The organism is Rhodoplanes elegans (assembly GCF_016653355.1).
Classification (GTDB): Bacteria; Pseudomonadota; Alphaproteobacteria; order Rhizobiales; family Xanthobacteraceae; genus Rhodoplanes; species Rhodoplanes elegans.
On record NZ_NHSK01000221.1, the window covers coordinates 1 to 15,809 of the forward strand.

The window sequence follows — 15,809 nt, forward strand, 5'->3', positions numbered from 1 at the left end:
CCCTACGGGGGCGCCGCGCCGGCGGCCCAGCCGGTCGCCGCCCCGACGCTCGGCGAGGACGTCGCGCCGAAGGACGCCGCCCGCACGCTGCTCGCCCAGACCGAGGCGGCGCTCGCCCGTCACACCCTCCTGCAGGCGGCCTCGCTGCCGGGCAGCGCCGCGCCGGGCGGAACCGCCGACGCGGCCGGCGCCCGCTGGGTGTTCGAGATCCCGTTCGTGACCCCGCAGGGCACCACGGTCGCCCAGTTCGAGATTTCCCGCGACGCCAAGGGGCAGGGCGCCGCCGAAAAGGTCGCGCCGGCCTGGCGGGCCCGCTTCGCCGTCGAGATCGAGCCGGTCGGGCTCGTCCACGCCCAGGTCACGGTGACGGGCGAGCGCGCCGGCGTCACCCTGTGGGCCGAGCGCGGCGACAGCGCCGCGCTCTTGCGCGACAATGCGGGCGTGCTCGCCGAGCGGCTGCGCGCCGCCGAGCTCGACCCCTCCGAGGTGGTGGTGCGCGACGGTGCGCCGCCGCGTCCGGCGCGCGCGACGGCGCCGGCGGCCGGCCGCTTCCTGGACCGCGCCTCATGACCGGCGAGCGCCCGCCCGTGCCGTTCGCCATCGCGCTCCAGTACGAGGCGCCGGGCGCACCCCGCGTGGTCGCAAAGGGCAAGGGGCCGATCGGCGAGAAGATCGTCGCGCTCGCCAAGGAGCACGGCGTGCCGATCGAGGAGAATGCCGGCCTCGCCGCCGCCCTCTCCGACGTCGAACTCGGCGACGAGATCCCCGAGGAGCTCTACCGCGCCGTCGCCGAGGTCCTGTCCTTCATCCTGCGCCTCTCCGGCAAGCTGCCGCAGAAGCCCCGGCCGGCCGCCCCGCCGGACCCGCAGGGTCAACCGGTCCCGCGGGCGTCCACGCCCGCGGCGGCGCGGCGCTGAACCGGACTTCGACCTTCGTCGAGGCGAGGTGCGACCCATTGTTGCGTCTTGCCCCGCGCCCTTCGACATATCATTGTCAGTCTCTCGCCTCGTGCTGCACTGCCGTGCTATGAACGTGACAGGCGACGGGCCTTCGTTTCGTGTGCGGGTTTTGATCCATGAAAAGCATTTTGGAGAAGCTGGAGAAGCGGCGCGCCGGGGCGCGGCTGGGCGGCGGCGAGGCGCGCATCGAGGCGCAGCACCGGCGCGGCAAGCTGACGGCGCGCGAGCGCATCGGCCTCCTGCTCGATCACGGCTCGTTCGAAGAATACGACATGTTCGTCGAGCACCGGCTGAGCGAGTTCGGCGCCGACCGCACCAAGATCCCGGGTGACGGCGTCGTCACCGGCTGGGGCACGGTCAACGGCCGCACCGTCTTCGTGTTCGCCAAGGACTTCACCGTCTTCGGCGGCTCGCTGTCGGAAGCGCACGCCCAGAAGATGACCAAGATCCAGGACATGGCGCTCAAGGCGCGGGCCCCGATCATCGGCCTGTTCGACGCCGGCGGCGCCCGCATCCAGGAAGGTGTCGCGGCGCTCGGCGGTTACGGCGACGTGTTCAAGCGAAATGTCCACGCCTCCGGCGTCATCCCGCAGATCTCCGTCATCATGGGGCCGTGCGCCGGCGGCGACGTCTACTCGCCGGCAATGACCGACTTCATCTTCATGGTGCGCGACACGAGCTACATGTTCGTCACCGGCCCGGAAGTCGTGAAGACGGTGACCAACGAGATCGTCACGGCCGAGGAGCTCGGCGGCGCCAGCGTCCACGCGACCCGCTCGGCGGTCGCCGACGGCGCCTTCGAGAACGACGTCGAGTGCCTGCTGCAGATGCGGCGCTTCATCGACTTCCTGCCGGCCCATTCGGGCGCCGGCGTGCCGGAGTGGCCGAGCTTCGACGACGTCGAGCGGCTCGAGCCCTCGCTCGACACGCTGATCCCCGACAATCCGAACAAGCCGTACGACATCAAGGAGCTGATCCACAAGGTCGTGGACGAGGGCGACTTCTTCGAGCTGTCGCCGAGCTTCGCCCGCAACATCGTCATCGGCTTCGGCCGCATCGCCGGCCGCACGGTCGGCTTCGTCGCCAACCAGCCGATGGTGCTGGCCGGCGTGCTGGACAGTGACGCGAGCCGCAAGGGCGCCCGCTTCGTGCGCTTCTGCAACGCCTTCGACATCCCGATCGTCACCTTCGTCGACGTGCCCGGCTTCCTGCCCGGCACGGCGCAGGAGTCCGGCGGCCTGATCAAGAACGGCGCCAAGCTCCTGTTCGCCTACAGCCAGTGCACGGTGCCGCTGGTCACGCTGATCACCCGCAAGGCCTATGGCGGCGCCTACGTGGTGATGGCCTCGAAGCACATCGGCGCCGACGTGAACTACGCTTGGCCGTCCGCCCAGATCGCCGTGATGGGCGCCAAGGGGGCAGTCGAGATCATCTTCCGCTCCGACATGGGCGACCCGGAGAAGATCGCCGAGCGCACCGCCGAGTACGAGTCGAGCTTCATGTCGCCGTTCAAGGCGGCCGAGCGCGGCTTCATCGACGAGGTGGTGATGCCGCACTCGACGCGCCGGCGCATCGCCCGTGCGCTCTCGATGCTGCGCACCAAGACGCTCGAGATGCCGGTGAAGAAGCACGACAACCTGCCGCTGTGAGGCGGCGGGCCGTTCGTCGCGTCGGCCATCCTCTGTCGCGCTCCACCGAGGCGACGGCGTCGCATCACGCCGTCATTCCGGGACGATGCGAAGCATCGGACCCGGAATCCAGTCCAGAACGTTGAGTTCGCCGCTGGATTCCGGGTTCGCGCCGTCGGCGCGCCCCGGAATGACGAATTCTGCAAAGCCTACGTCGTCGCGAAGCACGACGGAAAAGAGGCTTCGGAGCCTTGACTTGGCGCCATGGGACCGAGCGCGGCCAAGACGAAGGGGCGCGGCGCTTCGAACCCGCCCGCTCCCGTTCGCCACCAATCGGCGTATGCTGAACGGGTTTTTTCCCGCGGGCTGCGCCGGCCGCCCGATCGACGTCCGTCCGACGCGCCCGCTCATCCGAGACGGGGACTTCCGATGACCAGAACGACGTGTCTGCTGTCCGCCGCGGTCGCGCTCGCGACGCTGCTCGGGGCCACCGAGGGCGCGCTCGCGCAAGGCATGTGCGAGCAGCTCTGGGTCGAGCGCAACTCGATCTTCAAGGCGCGCGGCTACTGCTTCAAGACCTCGCGTGCGATCAGCTATTTCGGTAATGCGGGCTGCGTCTACGACGTCGAGTCGATGGTGCCGCTGTCGCCCGGCGAGCGGGCGCGGGTCAACCAGATCCGGGCGATGGAGCGGCAATACGGCTGCCGGTGAGGCGTCGGCCGGAGGTGGAATGAGCGCGACGGATGCACAGGACGAGGGGCCGCGGACCGGCCTCGAGGCGCCGCGGCCCCGGGTCTGGACCCTGAAAGAACGGCTGCTCCTTCGCCCCCAGCTCCGGGTGGTCCGTGACGTGCTGCGCTACGCCGTGCGCCGGCACGCCGCGTCCTGGTATGCGCTCCGCAGGAGCGACGCCATCGACCTCGCCGGCCGCGAGGCGGCGCTCTCCGAGGCGATCGTCGGCGTGGTGACCTGGAAGCGCCTCGATCTGCTCGAATGGCAGGTGCCGCTCGTGCGCGAGCATCTCGCCGAGCACGAGAGCTTCGTCGTCTTCGACAACTCGCCGCGCGGGCCGGAGCGCGACGCGATCCGCGCCTACTGCCGGCGCGAGGGCGTGCCCTATGTCGGGCTGCCCGACAATCCCTACAACGGCAGCCTGAAGACGGCGAGCCAGTCGCATGGCTGCGCGCTGGTCTGGGCGACCCGCAACGTGGTGGCGCGCTTCCGTCCGAAGTACTTCGGCTTCATCGACCACGACATCTTCCCGCTCGCCCCGTATCGGATCGCCGATCGGCTCGCCGACCAGCCCGTCTACGGGGTGCGGTGCCCGAGCAGCCGGCTGCCGAACGGCTGGATGCTGTGGGGCGGCTTCTGCTTCTACCGGACCGCCGACGTGCCGGTCCGGCGGATGAGCTTCGTCCCGACCTATCGCTACGGGATGGACACGGGCGGCGAGAACTGGGGGGTGATCTACCGCGATCTCGACGAGGCCAAGCTCGCCTTCGCCGACCTGCGGTTCGGCCGCATCGGCGCCGGCTACGATCTGCACAGCGACTACGTCCAGTGGGTCGACGGCTGGCTGCACGTCATGAACGCCTCGGCCTGGCGCCAGGTCGACGGCGACCGCGGCCCGGTGGTCCTCGGCCTCCTCCGCGCCGCGACCCGCAACCCGCCCGTCGGCGCCACGCTCGAGAAGCTCTGACTGTCACGTCTCCCAGGCGGTGGGGGGCGGGTCTCGCGCGCCGGCGCGAGACCCGTGAATGATGCATCGGCCGCGCCGCGACAAGCGAACGGCGTTCCGCTGCTCGGCCTCGTGCCCCGGACAAGGCGCGGCAGGCCGCAGGCCTGATGCGCCGCAGAGCCGGGGCCCAGCGGCCGCACGACGGGCCGCACGACGGGCCGCACGGCCAAGGGTTCGCCAAATGTTTCGCCCGATCGCCCCTGGGTGCCGGTTCGCGGCGCGACGCGCCGCGCCCGGGACACGAGGCCTTTGCCGAGGCAGCGCGGCGGAACAGCGAGCTTTTGGGTCGGGAGCCGGGCAGGCCGATCAGCCCGGTGCGCCGGGCACGACCGCCGTCGCGGGCGGGGCGCCGGCCGCGAGAAGGTGGGGCGCGATCAGCGCCTCGACGGCGAGCCGCTTCTCGTCGAACAGCTCGGGGCGGCCCATCAGGCCGACCTCGTGCAGCCATGGCCCGAACCACTGCAACGGGCCGTCCGGCCAGTCGATCCCGGGCTTGAACGGCACCACGCGGGTCTCGATCTCGCAGACGTCCTGCGGTGCGAGCCGGCGGTAGAGCGGGTCCCAGTTGCCGCCGCCGGTGTCGAGACCGGCGAACCAGTCCTGCCCGAAGTTCAGCGGCAAGGACGCGACCCGGTCGAACCGGAACAGGGCGAAGCCCGCCCACAGGAACCAGCGCGCGCCGACCCGTCGGATCGGCCCGCAGACCGTGTGGGTGGCGAGCGGCGCGAAGGGATCGTCCGGCGCGGTCGGGAACAGGTCGTGGTCGATGAAGCCGAACGCGGCCGGCCGGGCCGGCCGGATCAGGTTCGCCCAGATCCAGTTGAGGGCCGCGCCGTGCGACCGGCTCGGCTCCTTGCCGAGCCACGGATTGGGCGGCAGGCGGACATAGGCCGTGCCGGCGGCCTCGGTGATGCGGCGCACCGCGTCCGCGGCCGCGTCGGTCGGCGAGTTGTCGGCGATCACGTGGACGGCGGAGGGCACGTAATGGCGCACGAGCGCGGTCTGCCAGCGCGTCGCCTCGGCGTCGGCGAACGCCACCGTGACGAGCACCTGGCGGCCTTCGAGGCGCCGGTGGAGCGCGGCGAGGTCGCCGGTCGCGGCGGGCGCGCGTCGATACGCGGCATCGATCGCGCGGTATCGCGCGGTCTTGATGGCGTGCAGGAGAGGGCGAAGCTTCGCCCAATCGCGCACCGAATACTCGGACCACCCCCGGGGCATGCCCGCTTATACGGAAGCGGTCGGAACTGTCCAGCGCGCCTCCGGTATGTTCTCGGCAGCGCCGGCCGGGCGGGTTAGGATCGCGGCTCCGTTTTCGCTCGCGACCTTCCGGTGGCCATGGCTCCGCTCGTCTCCGTCGTCATTCCCTCTTACAACCACAAGCGGTTCGTCGGGCAGGCCGTCGAAAGCGTCCGGGCGCAGACCCATCCGGCCGTCGAGATCGTCGTCGTCGACGACGGGTCGTCGGACGGCAGCTTCGAGTTTCTGCGCGAGACGGTCGGCGACGCGCTCGCCGTGCTGCGCCGGCACGACAACCGCGGCGCCCACGCCACCATCAACGACGCCATCGCGTCGGCGACCGGCGACTGGATCGCGATCCTGAACTCCGACGACCTCTACGCGCCGCAGCGGATCGAGCGGCTCGTCGATTTCGCCACCGGGGCGGGGCACGACCTCGTGTTCTCCGACGTCGCCTTCTGCGACGAAACGGGGCCGCTGCCGTCGACCCACAAGGTGGTCCAGTCGCACGACCGCGCCGTGGCGGCCGCGGCCGGTGGGACGATCGAGCAGGCGCTGTTGCGCGGCAACTTCGTGCTGACCACCTCGAACCTGCTGTTCCGGCGCGACGTGTTCGCGGCGGTCGGTCCGTTCCGGCCGTATCGCTACTGCCACGACTGGGACTTCCTGCTGCGGGCGATCGGCGCGTTCCGGCTCGGCTGGCTGCGCGAGCCGCTGCTGCAGTATCGGCTGCACGGGAGCAACACGATCCGCGAGCCGGACCACTGGCGCCACCTCGTCGAGAAGGCGCTGGTCTATGCGGGCTTCCTCGGCGGCGACACGACGCGGCCGGCGCCCGCCGTCGAGCACTCCGGCTGGATCTTCGAGGCGCGCGAGCTGTCGCCCGTGGTGGTGTGCTGGCTCGCCGCCGAGTGCCGGCGCCTCGGCCTCGCGGCGGTGCTGCAGGAGCTCGAGGCCGGCACGCTGCATCGGCGCGTCCAGGCGGCCTTCGCGGACGAAGCGCCGGCCCGCATCACGGCGAGCGTGCGCGAGATGAAGAAGGGCGGGGCGATGCGGGAGATCGGTCGGCTGCTGTCCGGCCGCGACCGGAACATTCGCGCCTAGTCAGCCGCCGGCGGCCGGCTCGATCGCGGCTCCGCCGGGACGTGCCAGGGCCTTCGGCGCCGTCGCGAGGCTGGCGCCCAGCACCAGCCCGATCGGCAGCCACAGCGTCACCCAGTCCCAGCCGACCGGCGTGCCGCCGACCGTGGAAAACTCGAACTGGAACGGCACCAGCGAGGCGACCACCAGGGCCGGCAGCAGCGGCGAGCCGTTCCGCCACCAGGCGAGCACGGCCTGGACGCCGACCTGCACCAGCAGCGCCGCCAGCGCCGCGGCCGCGAACACGCCGCCGCGCAGCAGCGAATGATAGACGATGTTGTGCGGGTGGATCGTCTTGAAGCCGTGCTGATCGTCGATCGGCAGGATCGCGGTCAGGCCGGACCCGGCCCACGGATGCGCCTCGACATACGGGACGTAGAGCCGCCAGACGGTCAGCCGATAGCTGTCGCCCCGTTCGAGCAGCGTGCCCAGGAACACGAAGGCGACGACCGCGACCACGACGGCGGCCGCGGCGCGCACCACGTGCCGGGCCACCGGGCCGAGCTCGGAGGTCATCAGGAGCACCACCACGCCGAGCCCGGCCAGCACGCCGATCAGCACGCCGCGGCTCTGTGCCAGCACGACCGCGGCGAACAGCACCAGCGAGGCGATCGCCAGCAGCACGGCGAGCAGGCGGGACGTGTCGCGATGCATCGCCGCCGCGGCGGCGCCCACGCACGGAATCCCGTACAGCAACGCAATCCAGTTCGGGTTGTAGTACATGGTCTGCCCCGGAATGCCTTCCAGGCGCTGCGGCAGCCGGTCGAGGCTGGGCAGTCCGCCGTAGAAAACCCAGATGTTCGCCGCCGCCACGGCCGCCGCCGTGAGGCCCATGGCGACGAACAGGCGGACCGCGAAGCCGGGATCGCGCGCGCCGAGGATCGCGAGCAGCCCGATGTAGCTCAGCACCAGGATCGCATGGCGGACATGGCCGAGAACGGCACCGACGTCGACAGTCGTCGTGAACGGCGCCGCGATCACGAAGACCAGGAAATAGATCGCGGCCGAGAGGAAGATCGGCGATCGGCCGATGCGGGCGAGCTCGGACCGGGTGACCGTGAGGGCGAGCAACGGCAGCACGACCGCGTAGTACATCGTGCGGACCGCCCAGACGTTCGGCAGGATGTAGACGAGGCAGAGCATCAGCGTGCAGCTGTTCGCGAGCAGCTGCTGCGCCCCGATCCGCCTCCCGATGGACTCGCGGAACGCCGCTGCTTTCGTTTTCATGGCTGACACGTCCAGGGAACGATCATGCGCGACGCGCGGCCCGATCTCAGCGCCGGAACACCACGGTCTTGTGGCCGTTCGGGACGACGCGGTGCTCGATGTGGAACTGCACGGCGCGTGCCAGGACGACGCTCTCGATGTCGCGCCCGATGGCGACGAAGTCCTCCGGCGTGAAGGTGTGGTCGATGCGCTCGACGCCCTGCTCGATGATCGGCCCCTCGTCGAGGTCGCCGGTGACGTAGTGCGCGGTGGCGCCGATGATCTTCACGCCGCGCGCATGCGCCTGGTGATAGGGGCGGGCACCCTTGAAGCTCGGCAGGAACGAGTGGTGGATGTTGATGCAGCGCCACGACAGCGCCTGGCACATCTCCGGCGACAGCACCTGCATGTAGCGGGCGAGCACGACGAGATCGATCTTCAGCCGCCCGATCAGCTCCAGCACGGCGGCCTCCTGGGCCGCCTTGGTCTCCTTGGTCACCGGCAGGTAGTGATACGGGATGCCGTGCCACTCGACCACACGGGCGAGGTCGGGATGGTTCGACACCACGGCCGGGATGTCGATCGGCAGGCTGCCGGTGCGGTAGCGGTAGAGCAGATCGTTCAGGCAGTGGTCGAACTTCGACACCATGACGAGCACGCGCGGCTTGATCGCGGTGTCGTGGAATTTCCAAGCCATGCCGAACTTCTCAGCGATGGGCCGGAAGCCCGCCTCGATGTCGGCGATCGGCGGCTGCTCGGGGCCCGCCCTGAAGACGGTGCGCTCGAAGAAGCGGCCCGTCTCCGGGTCGCCGAAATGCGCCGACTCGGTGATGAAGATGCCGCGCCCGGCGAGATAGCCGGCCGTCGCGGCGACGAGGCCGGTCGTGTCGGCGCAGGAGAGCGTCAGCACGTAGGTTCTGGTGGTCATGTCGAGCTTCAGTCCCGGACGATCGCCGGCGGCACGGCGGTGCGCGGGGCGCCGCCGCGGTTCGGCCCTAGCGAGGGCCGCCGCCGCCGGCGGCAGGTAGACACCGCGGCGGCCGGCCGCGCAACGCAAAAAGCGGGCGCCAGCAGAGGTTGCAAAGAAAAAGCCGGGCATCCGGCCCGGCTCAGTCGCCACGCAGTCGTCGGAGGAACGACGCTCAGAACTCGTCCGGGCAGGGGTCGACGATCATCCACAGATCGTAGCCGTTCTTGAGCTTCTTCATCTCGGCCGTGAGGCCCCCGACGCTGGCGATCCAGCGCTTCACGGAATTCGGATAGACGGTCATCAGCTCGGCGGTGCCGGCCGCGCTCGTCACCTTCACGCCGGCCGTCCACGCCTTGTCGTAATAGGCCTGGTGGAAGCCGAGGCTCGCCCGCGGGGTGACGCAGATGCGGTTGGTCGGCACGATGCCGAGCACCAGCGTGCAGGCCGAGTTGCAGATGCCGTCGATGACGACGCGCTGGCCCGAGTCGCGGATGCGGGCGTACTTGGCCTTGTATTCCTCGACATAGCCGCCGAAGTCGCGCTTGATGACGACGTCGGGCTCGGCCGCCCGGACAGCGCCGGACGAGAGCACCAGACCCGAGACGACACCTGCGAGACCCGTCAGACCGGCAAGCCAAAGAGATGCGAGGCGCACCATCGCCGCCAAACCCCCCGTAATTCCCCGGCCCGTGTTTTGTTCCGGGGACCCGGCGGAATTTTGACCGCGGTATGTTTGAAATTCGTTAACCACGGGTGGTGGTGGTTGCCCGGATGCCGGCCTCCGGCTGCAGCCAACCGGCTGGAATCGCAACTATTCCATCATTCCGCGTGATGGATTGAATAAACAACATTCGTTTTTGTCATTGAATGCGCCCTGGCATTGTGGCGGCATCCGGTCGGCCCAATCGCAGTCCGGGCGAGTCGCGCGCCCGCCCGGAACACCCGCGCCCACCGGGACTCCTGGTCCGCGAAACCTGTCCCCGTTCGGAGCGCCCGATGCCGCGCCCTCTCGAGACCCTCCTCGCGCGCGTCGCGCCGGCCGTGTTCGTCGTCCTGTGGGCGTCGGGTTTCATCGGCGCCCGGCTCGGGATGCCGCATGTCGAGCCGCTCACCTTCCTGACGCTGCGCATGGCGGCCGTCGTCGGCCTGATGGCGCTGGTCGTCGCGATCACGCGGCCGGCCTGGCCGGGCGGCGCCGCGGTCGGCCACAGCGTCGTCTCGGGTCTCCTGATGCACGGCGGCTATCTGGGCGGCGTGTTCATCGCCATCGACCACAAGCTCGCCGTCGGCCTCACGGCGCTGATCGTCGGGCTGCAGCCGATCCTGTTGTCGACGCTCGCCAATCGGGTGCTGGGCGAGACCGTGACGCCGCGCCAGTGGGCCGGGCTCGCGCTCGGCATCGTCGGCGTCTACCTGATCGTTCAATCCAAGATGGCGGGCGGGCAGGCCGACCTGGTCGCCTGGATCGCGATCGCCACGGCGCTCCTGTCGATCACGGCCGGCACGCTCTGGCAGAAGCGCCACGGCGGCACCATCGACTGGCGCCCGGCCTTCCTGATCCAGTACGCGGCGGCCGGAGCCGTGTTCGCGGCGGGGGCCTTCCTGTTCGAGACGCGACGGGTGGAGTGGACGGGCGAACTGATCTTCGCACTCGCCTGGCTGGTGCTGGTGCTCTCGCTCGGGGCGATCTGGCTCCTCTACTTCCTGATCCGCCGGGGCTCCGCGAGCCGCATCTCCAGCCTGTTCTATCTGACGCCGCCGGCGACGGCCGTGATGGCCTGGGCGTTGTTCGACGAGCGCCTCGGCGCCGTGGCGCTCGTCGGCATGGCGCTGTGCGTCGCCGGCGTCGGCCTCGTGAACGCGAGCCCGCGCAAGACGTGACGGCTCTCGCCGCTGCGGCGGGCGGATCCATCACGGGCGCCCGGCGTTGTCCGGATGCGCGTGCGGATGCAACCTGCTACAACCGGGACGCAGGGTGTCCCATGGTGCTCGCATTTGATACGCTCGGTTATGCGAAACGGCTGCGCGACGACGGGGTGCTTGAGCCGCAGGCCGAGGCTCATGCAGAGGCGGCGCGGGACTACATCATGGTCGAGCTGGTGACCAAGAGGGATCTGGCGGCGGCGATCGACCGAGTCGACGGAATGTTCGAGGCGTTACGGACCGAGATGGAGCTGAGGTTCAAGCATCTCGACTCCCGAATCGACAGCCTGCGTAACGACGTCGACGCCAAGATCGAACGGCTGAGCCTGCAGCTCACCATCCGGCTGGGCGCACTGATGGTCGCAGGGCTCGGCGCGCTGGCCGTCATCCTGCGTCTGCACTGACGCGAACAAGCCTCTCGACATTAAAGATAAAGGCCGGCCCGCCGAAGGGCGAGCCGGCCTCCGTGCCTACGTCATGCCGTCGCTGCTCAGCGGGCGGGAGCCGGCGCCGGAGTTGCCGGCGGGGTCGCCGCGCCCGGATTGGCCGACCGCTCGCTGCCGGCGCCGGTCGCGCCCGGCACGCTCGACGCGCCGCTGCCCGGCGACGGTGCCGATCCGGCGCCCGAGCCGGTGGTCGCGGCGGGCGCGTTGCGGTCCATGGTGAGCTCGCTGCCGTTGCGGTCGCTCATGCCCCAGACGATCGCGATGATGAACACGGCCGCCACGATCCCGGCGAGCCACGCCCACATCGTCGTGCCGCTTTTTCGCCCGCCGGAGGGCGTGTCGACCCTGCGGTCGGCAAAAGCCGGGTTGTGGATGCCGCGGGGATCGTTCAGCCGCGGGTCGCGCATGCCGTCCTGCGGGTCGCTCATGGTCTGCCTCCTCTCGGTTGCTTCGCGAGGGCAACCGGCGGGGCGCGACACGGTTCCGTCCGGGATCTTACCCGAGCAATAATTCTCCAAGCATTCCAGAGAGGTAGGGCCGAACCTGCGGCTCGGTTCGGTTCCCTCAATTGGCGGAGATGCCGGCCGCCTCGATGACCGGCGCCCAGCGCGCCACCTCGGCCTCGACCCGGGTCCGGAACGCCTCCGGGGTCGACGGGATCGGCTCCATCACCTGGGTGGCGAGCTTCTCCTTCACGCCGGGCTCGGCGAGGATCTCCCGCACCGTCGCGCCCATGCGGTCGATGGCGGCCTGCGGCGTGCCGGCCGGCGCGATCAGCCCGTTCCAGGCCTCCGCCTCGACCGGGATGCCGCTCTCCTTCAGGGTCGGCGCGCCGGGAATCAGCCCGTAACGCTCCGGCGTCGAGACCGCGATCACCTTCAGGTTGCCGGCCTCGGCCTGCGAGGTCGCGGCGATCGCCGGCAGGCAGCCCATCTGGGCGTCGCCCCGGATGATCGCGGTCGCCGCCTGCGGCGAGCTCGCATAGGCGATGTGGACGATCTTCGTGCCGCTCGCCCGGGCGATCGCCTCCATGGCGAGATGCGACAGCGAGCCGTTGCCGATCGAGGCGTAGTTGTACTTGCCGGGCTCGGCCCGCAGCGTCTCGAGCAGGCCCGCGACCGTCGACACGCCGAGCGAGTTGCTCACCGCCAGCGCGCAAGGCTGCGTCGCGAGCGTCGTCACGAAGGCGAAGTCGCGGTCCCACCGGTACGGCATCTTCGGCTGCAGCAGCGCGTTGATGGCGAGCGGGCCGGCGATCGAGACGCCGAACGTGGTGCCGTCCGGCGCCGCCTTGGCGACCGCGTCGGTCCCGAGATTGCCGCCGGCGCCCGGCTTGTTCTCCACCGTGACGGTCTGGCCGAGCCGCTGCTGCAGCCCTTCCGCGACGACCCGGGCGATCAGGTCCGGGGTCGAGCCGGGGCCGAACGGAACGACGATGCGGATCGGCCGGGTCGGCCACGTCTCGGCGACGGCGGGCGGCGCGGGGAGCAGCCCGGCGGCGGCGACGGCACAGGCCGAGAGCAGGGCGGCGAGGGGGCGACGGACCGAGGACATCACGCGGCTCCGGACGACGAGGGCAGGGGGCGTCTCCTGGTAGGCAACCGAGCGGCGATTGTCACGCCCCGGCCAAGGTCGGGAGAGGGTCGAGCGGCCCGTGTCGCACCGTCGCGGCCGGTCCCACACGCGCTCGTCGGTCTTGCGCCGGAAGGGCCGATCGCTTCTACTCCGCCGACTTTTTTGCCGCCCAGCGTCGGGGGAATGCATGGGGCTCGCGGTTCTGGTCCTGGGGCTCGTCCTGTTCATCGGGGCCCATGTCGTCGTCTCGCGGCGCGATCGCCGCGCCGCCCTCGTCGCGCGGCTGGGCGAGATTCCCTACAAGGGCCTGATTTCGATCGTCTCGCTCGCCGGCATCGTGCTGATCGGCTGGGGCTTCGCCGAGTACCGGGCGGAGGGCGAGTGGATCGAGCTCTACGATCCGCCGACCTGGACCCGGCATCTGTCGGCCCTCCTGATGTGGCCGGCGGTGATCATGGTCACGGCCGCCTACATCCCCGGCAACATCAAGCGCGTGCTCAAGCATCCGATGCTGTCGGGCGTGAAGCTGTGGGCGGTCGCGCACCTGATCGCCAACGGCGACCTCGGCTCGATCCTGATCTTCGGCTCGCTGCTCGCCTGGGCCGTCTACGACCGGATCAGCCTCAAGCATCGCAGCGATCCGGGCGCGCCGCCGATCCCGGTCGGCGGCCGGCGCAACGACATCCTGGCCGTGGTGGTCGGGACGATCCTGTATCTCGCCCTCGCCTTCGTGTTCCACCCGCTGGTGATCGGCCGCGCCGTGTTCGGCAGCCCGGCGCTCGGCACCTGAGCCGAACGCCGCCGCGCCTCCGGGCGCGCCGGAGCAGCATCCGCGATCCCGACCGAGAGACCGAAACCATGTCCGTGCACCGCGACGACCGGCGCCTGACCGCGCCCGACATCCTGGCCCGCAAGGGGGGGGTGCCGATCGCCATGCTGACCTCCTACCACGCTCACACGGCGCGCCTCGCCGACCAGCACTGCGACTCGATCCTGGTCGGCGACTCGCTCGGCATGGTGATGCACGGGCTCGAGACCACCGTGCCGGTGACGCTCGACATGATGATCCTGCAGGGGCTCGCGGTGATGCGCGGCTCCAAGCGGGCGCTCGTCGTCGTCGACATGCCGTTCGGTAGCTACGAGGCGTCGAAGGAGCAGGCGTTCCACTCGGCCGCCCGGATCCTGAAGGAGACCGGCTGCGGCGCCATCAAGCTCGAGGGCGGCGTGCGGATGGCCGAGACCATCCGGTTCCTCACCGAGCGCGGCATTCCGGTGATGGGCCATGTCGGGCTGACGCCGCAGTCGATCAACACGCTCGGCAGCTTCCGGGCGCAGGGCCGTGATCCGGCCGACTGGGCGCCGATCGAGGCCGACGCCAAGGCGGTGGCCGACGCCGGCGCGTTCGCGGTCGTGCTGGAGGCGATCGCCGAGCCGCTCGCCGCCAAGATCACCAAGGAGGTGCCGATCCCGACCATCGGGATCGGGGCGAGCGCCGCCTGCGACGGCCAGGTGCTGGTGCTGGAGGACATGCTCGGCCTGTCCCCGCGGGTGCCGAAGTTCGTCAAGCGGTATGCCGATCTCGGCCCGTCGATCGAGCGAGCGGTGGCCGCCTATGCCGAGGAGGTGCGCGCCCGCACCTTCCCGGGACCGGAGAACGTCTATCCGGTGAAGAAGGCGCCCTGAGCCGCCGGACGCCGGCCCCGCGCGCCGCAAGGTGGTGCCGTGCTCGGCGTCCGGGGAGGCGCCGTCGCGACCACGCGCGACAGGCGCCTTGCGCTCGCCACAAGCATGGTCTAGCGGCTTGGGCTGCGGGAGCGCGTGGCCGAACCGGGCCGACGTTCCCATCGCGCCGGAATGAATGGCGCCAAATCGTTGAAACAAAAGCTTTCGAACAACGGGTCGCCGCGTGTCCGATATCTTCAGGGAAGTCGACGAAGAAGTCCGCCGCGAACGGCTGCAGCAGATCTGGAAGCGCCACGGCGGCCTGATCATCGCGATCTGCGTCCTCGTCGTCGCCGGCGTGGCCGGCTGGCGCGGCTGGCAGTGGTACGAGGCCAAGCAGGCCGCGACGGCGAGCGTCGCCTTCGACGCGGCGGCGCGGCTCGCCCAGGACGGCAAGCCGGCCGAGGCCAGTGCGGCCTTCGCCAAGCTCGCCGCCGATGCGACCGTGCCGGCCTATCGCAACCTCGCCCGCCTGCGCGAGGCCGAGGCGCAGGCGGCGACCGATCCGAAGGCGGCGATCGCCGCCTTCCAGGCGATCGCCGGCGACAGCGCGAACCCGCCGCTGTTCCGCGAGGCCGCGACCGTGCGGGCCGGTCTCCTGATGGTCGACACCGCCCCTTATGCCGACCTGCAGGCGCGGCTGGAGCCGCTCGCCCGGCCGGACGGCGCCTTCCGCCACACCGCCCGCGAGCTCCTGGCGCTGTCCGCCTGGAAGGCAGGCGACGCCGCCGCGACCCGACGCTGGGCCGAGGCGGCCGCCGCCGATCCCGACGCGCCCGCCGGGATGAAGGCCCGAGTCGAGATGCTCCTCGCCCTGATCGGCGAGAGCGCCAAGAGCTGAACCACCGTGAGCTGAACCATCGCCGGCGGACCGTTCGCCGGCCGATCATCGTCCGGACCCTCGAGCCGAGCGTCGTGCTGAACCGAATGTCGAGCCGAAATCCGAAGGAGCGACCGATGCGCGCCCGTGCCCGCGTGATCCTGCTCGCCGCCGCCGCCGTCGCGGCCCTGCCGCTCGCCGGCTGCGACCAGATCGACAACCTGACGGCGGTGTTCGACACCAAGAAGAAGCTGCCGGGCGACCGCAAGCCGGTGTTCCCGGAGGGCGTGCCCGGCATCCAGCAGGGCGTGCCGCCCGAATACTTGCCGGGCGCCCGCGCGACCGAGGAGACCACCGCGGCGCCGCCGTCCGAGGCCGCCGCGCCGAGTGCGGCAGGCCCCGAGGCCAAGCCCGAGCCGAAGCCGCGGGCCCGCCCGCAGCAGGCG

17 protein-coding genes and 2 pseudogenes are annotated in these 15,809 nt (G+C 70.8%); 12 read left to right on the forward strand and 7 right to left on the reverse strand.

The annotated features are described in order from the left end of the window. The 3 genes and pseudogenes from fliK to CCR97_RS25265 form a co-directional block, all read left to right on the forward strand. Positions 1-570, forward strand: a 570-nt coding sequence (gene fliK / locus CCR97_RS25255) for a flagellar hook-length control protein FliK (protein WP_201159990.1), incomplete at its 5' end; no start/stop codon positions are given. Beyond that, positions 567-830: pseudogene (locus CCR97_RS25260) on the forward strand (EscU/YscU/HrcU family type III secretion system export apparatus switch protein); the annotation flags it as partial. The gene fliK and the pseudogene CCR97_RS25260, both read left to right, overlap by 4 nt. A gap of 245 nt (positions 831-1,075) precedes the next feature. Then, positions 1,076-2,608, forward strand: a complete 1,533-nt coding sequence (locus CCR97_RS25265; RefSeq protein ID WP_111359949.1) for an acyl-CoA carboxylase subunit beta — start codon at positions 1,076-1,078, stop codon at positions 2,606-2,608. A 72-nt stretch (positions 2,609-2,680) separates the two neighbouring features. On the opposite strand, the gene CCR97_RS32170 is transcribed toward CCR97_RS25265, so the two are convergent. Beyond that, complete coding sequence (locus tag CCR97_RS32170) at positions 2,681-2,815, reverse strand: hypothetical protein (RefSeq protein WP_274611554.1); 135 nt, start codon at positions 2,813-2,815, stop codon at positions 2,681-2,683. Between the two features lie 201 nt (positions 2,816-3,016). On the opposite strand from CCR97_RS32170, the gene CCR97_RS25270 reads away from it, so the two are divergent. Beyond that, the gene (locus tag CCR97_RS25270; protein WP_111359950.1) at positions 3,017-3,298 is read left to right on the forward strand and encodes a YARHG domain-containing protein; all 282 of its coding nucleotides are present in this window, start codon (positions 3,017-3,019) and stop codon (positions 3,296-3,298) included. 19 nt (positions 3,299-3,317) lie between these two features. Then, on the forward strand, positions 3,318-4,286 hold the full coding sequence (locus tag CCR97_RS25275; RefSeq protein ID WP_111359951.1) for a hypothetical protein: 969 nt from the start codon (positions 3,318-3,320) through the stop codon (positions 4,284-4,286). A 345-nt stretch (positions 4,287-4,631) separates the two neighbouring features. On the opposite strand, the gene CCR97_RS25280 is transcribed toward CCR97_RS25275, so the two are convergent. After that, positions 4,632-5,516, reverse strand: a complete 885-nt coding sequence (locus CCR97_RS25280) for a hypothetical protein (protein WP_245429019.1) — start codon at positions 5,514-5,516, stop codon at positions 4,632-4,634. Positions 5,517-5,660: 144 nt separating this feature from the next. On the opposite strand from CCR97_RS25280, the gene CCR97_RS25285 reads away from it, so the two are divergent. After that, positions 5,661-6,665 carry a glycosyltransferase family 2 protein gene (locus CCR97_RS25285; protein WP_111358512.1) on the forward strand — a complete coding sequence of 335 codons (1,005 nt, stop codon included), beginning with the start codon at positions 5,661-5,663 and terminating at the stop codon, positions 6,663-6,665. Here the strand turns inward: CCR97_RS25285 and CCR97_RS25290 are convergent, their stop codons facing one another. The 3 genes from CCR97_RS25290 to CCR97_RS25300 form a co-directional block, all read right to left on the reverse strand. After that, positions 6,666-7,928, reverse strand: a complete 1,263-nt coding sequence (locus CCR97_RS25290; protein ID WP_111358513.1) for an O-antigen ligase family protein — start codon at positions 7,926-7,928, stop codon at positions 6,666-6,668. A 46-nt stretch (positions 7,929-7,974) separates the two neighbouring features. Beyond that, complete coding sequence (gene purU / locus CCR97_RS25295) at positions 7,975-8,835, reverse strand: formyltetrahydrofolate deformylase (protein WP_111358514.1); 861 nt, start codon at positions 8,833-8,835, stop codon at positions 7,975-7,977. A gap of 214 nt (positions 8,836-9,049) precedes the next feature. Further along, complete coding sequence (locus CCR97_RS25300) at positions 9,050-9,535, reverse strand: hypothetical protein (RefSeq protein ID WP_420826102.1); 486 nt, start codon at positions 9,533-9,535, stop codon at positions 9,050-9,052. Positions 9,536-9,873: 338 nt separating this feature from the next. Here CCR97_RS25300 and CCR97_RS25305 point away from each other — a divergent pair, with 338 nt between their 5' ends. Continuing rightward, a complete protein-coding gene (locus CCR97_RS25305) occupies positions 9,874-10,758 on the forward strand; it encodes a DMT family transporter (RefSeq protein ID WP_111359140.1) in 885 nt (294 codons plus the stop codon). Positions 10,759-10,859: 101 nt separating this feature from the next. Beyond that, positions 10,860-11,204: a CCDC90 family protein gene (locus CCR97_RS25310; RefSeq protein ID WP_111359139.1), complete on the forward strand. Its 345-nt coding sequence runs from the start codon at positions 10,860-10,862 to the stop codon at positions 11,202-11,204. Between the two features lie 86 nt (positions 11,205-11,290). Here the strand turns inward: CCR97_RS25310 and CCR97_RS25315 are convergent, their stop codons facing one another. Together CCR97_RS25315 and CCR97_RS25320 are read right to left on the reverse strand one after the other, a co-directional pair. Then, on the reverse strand, positions 11,291-11,674 hold the full coding sequence (locus CCR97_RS25315; RefSeq protein WP_111359138.1) for a hypothetical protein: 384 nt from the start codon (positions 11,672-11,674) through the stop codon (positions 11,291-11,293). A gap of 136 nt (positions 11,675-11,810) precedes the next feature. Beyond that, positions 11,811-12,800 (reverse strand): Bug family tripartite tricarboxylate transporter substrate binding protein, encoded by a 990-nt coding sequence (locus CCR97_RS25320; RefSeq protein ID WP_111359137.1) that lies wholly within the window; start codon positions 12,798-12,800, stop codon positions 11,811-11,813. A gap of 208 nt (positions 12,801-13,008) precedes the next feature. Here CCR97_RS25320 and CCR97_RS25325 point away from each other — a divergent pair, with 208 nt between their 5' ends. From CCR97_RS25325 to CCR97_RS25340, 4 genes and pseudogenes are all read left to right on the forward strand, one after another. After that, the gene (locus tag CCR97_RS25325) at positions 13,009-13,611 is read left to right on the forward strand and encodes an NnrU family protein (protein WP_111359136.1); all 603 of its coding nucleotides are present in this window, start codon (positions 13,009-13,011) and stop codon (positions 13,609-13,611) included. Between the two features lie 68 nt (positions 13,612-13,679). Next, positions 13,680-14,504 (forward strand): 3-methyl-2-oxobutanoate hydroxymethyltransferase, encoded by an 825-nt coding sequence (gene panB / locus CCR97_RS25330; protein WP_111359135.1) that lies wholly within the window; start codon positions 13,680-13,682, stop codon positions 14,502-14,504. Between the two features lie 223 nt (positions 14,505-14,727). Beyond that, a complete protein-coding gene (locus CCR97_RS25335) occupies positions 14,728-15,384 on the forward strand; it encodes a tetratricopeptide repeat protein (protein WP_111359134.1) in 657 nt (218 codons plus the stop codon). 116 nt (positions 15,385-15,500) lie between these two features. Continuing rightward, a pseudogene (locus CCR97_RS25340) lies at positions 15,501-15,809 on the forward strand (hypothetical protein); the annotation flags it as partial.

Excerpts from the sequence above, each read along its gene's own strand:
- CCR97_RS25300 (WP_420826102.1), bottom strand. The coding sequence starts at position 9,535 with ATGGTGCGCCTCGCATCTCTTTGGCTTGCCGGTCTGACGGGTCTCGCA.
- CCR97_RS25270 (WP_111359950.1), top strand. The coding sequence starts at position 3,017 with ATGACCAGAACGACGTGTCTGCTGTCCGCCGCGGTCGCGCTCGCGACG.
- CCR97_RS25305 (WP_111359140.1), top strand. The coding sequence starts at position 9,874 with ATGCCGCGCCCTCTCGAGACCCTCCTCGCGCGCGTCGCGCCGGCCGTG.
- purU (WP_111358514.1), bottom strand. The coding sequence starts at position 8,835 with ATGACCACCAGAACCTACGTGCTGACGCTCTCCTGCGCCGACACGACC.
- CCR97_RS25315 (WP_111359138.1), bottom strand. The coding sequence starts at position 11,674 with ATGAGCGACCCGCAGGACGGCATGCGCGACCCGCGGCTGAACGATCCC.
- CCR97_RS25290 (WP_111358513.1), bottom strand. The coding sequence starts at position 7,928 with ATGAAAACGAAAGCAGCGGCGTTCCGCGAGTCCATCGGGAGGCGGATC.
- CCR97_RS25265 (WP_111359949.1), top strand. The coding sequence starts at position 1,076 with ATGAAAAGCATTTTGGAGAAGCTGGAGAAGCGGCGCGCCGGGGCGCGG.
- CCR97_RS25325 (WP_111359136.1), top strand. The coding sequence starts at position 13,009 with ATGGGGCTCGCGGTTCTGGTCCTGGGGCTCGTCCTGTTCATCGGGGCC.
- CCR97_RS25275 (WP_111359951.1), top strand. The coding sequence starts at position 3,318 with ATGAGCGCGACGGATGCACAGGACGAGGGGCCGCGGACCGGCCTCGAG.
- CCR97_RS25285 (WP_111358512.1), top strand. The coding sequence starts at position 5,661 with ATGGCTCCGCTCGTCTCCGTCGTCATTCCCTCTTACAACCACAAGCGG.
- panB (WP_111359135.1), top strand. The coding sequence starts at position 13,680 with ATGTCCGTGCACCGCGACGACCGGCGCCTGACCGCGCCCGACATCCTG.
- CCR97_RS25320 (WP_111359137.1), bottom strand. The coding sequence starts at position 12,800 with ATGTCCTCGGTCCGTCGCCCCCTCGCCGCCCTGCTCTCGGCCTGTGCC.
- CCR97_RS25310 (WP_111359139.1), top strand. The coding sequence starts at position 10,860 with ATGGTGCTCGCATTTGATACGCTCGGTTATGCGAAACGGCTGCGCGAC.